This is a genomic window from Mastigocladopsis repens PCC 10914, assembly GCF_000315565.1.
Classification (GTDB): domain Bacteria; phylum Cyanobacteriota; class Cyanobacteriia; order Cyanobacteriales; family Nostocaceae; genus Mastigocladopsis; species Mastigocladopsis repens.
The window spans coordinates 3,625,217-3,625,810 of record NZ_JH992901.1 but is presented as its reverse complement, the minus strand read 5'-3'; the positions used below and the strand labels follow the sequence as shown (position 1 = coordinate 3,625,810).

Genomic DNA, 594 nt, shown 5'->3' with positions numbered 1-594 from the left:
GAAACTGTGCAAGAAGGTGCTGCTTATGATGGTAGCTCAGTGATTCAAACTTCCAGAACCAGAAACAACCAGAACCAAACTAACCACCAAGGTGGTCGTAGAACTCCTTACGGCGGCGGTTACTGCGGTGGTGGTACCAGCCAAGCCCAAGATTCTGTTCAATCTACAAGACAAGCTGGTGCTGCAGAATACGGCTCTGTGGTTGACCAAGACAGCAACTCCACCAACAGACAATCTCAATCTGCTCGTCGTGGTCGTTGCTAATCCTTGAAATTAAGCCATCTGGCGTTGCTTAAATAAAAGGTGTTTAGCTTATCTGTGCCTTAACTAGGCAACGCCATGTGACTCTCAATAGACAACTTTGAACCACATACAACACAACACAAGGTCTAACAATATGTTTAACAAGTCTATTGCTTTCGGTTTGGTAGCTGCTGGTTTGATGATTGTTCCCAATGTGGCATTTGCAGGTGAGCAAGACCAGCGCAGCGTGCAAGAAACTGTGCAAGAAGGTGCTGCTTATGATGGTAGCTCAGTGATTCAAACTTCCAGAACCAGAAACAACCAGAACCAAACTAACCACCAAGGTGGTCG

At 46.1% G+C, this 594-nt stretch carries 1 protein-coding gene and 1 pseudogene; both read left to right on the top strand.

The annotated features are described in order from the left end of the window. The coding region (locus tag MAS10914_RS0118365) for a hypothetical protein (protein WP_026082647.1) at positions 1–264 on the top strand (264 nt) is incomplete at its 5' end. Positions 265–397: 133 nt separating this feature from the next. Further along, positions 398–594: pseudogene (locus MAS10914_RS35015) on the top strand (hypothetical protein); the annotation flags it as partial.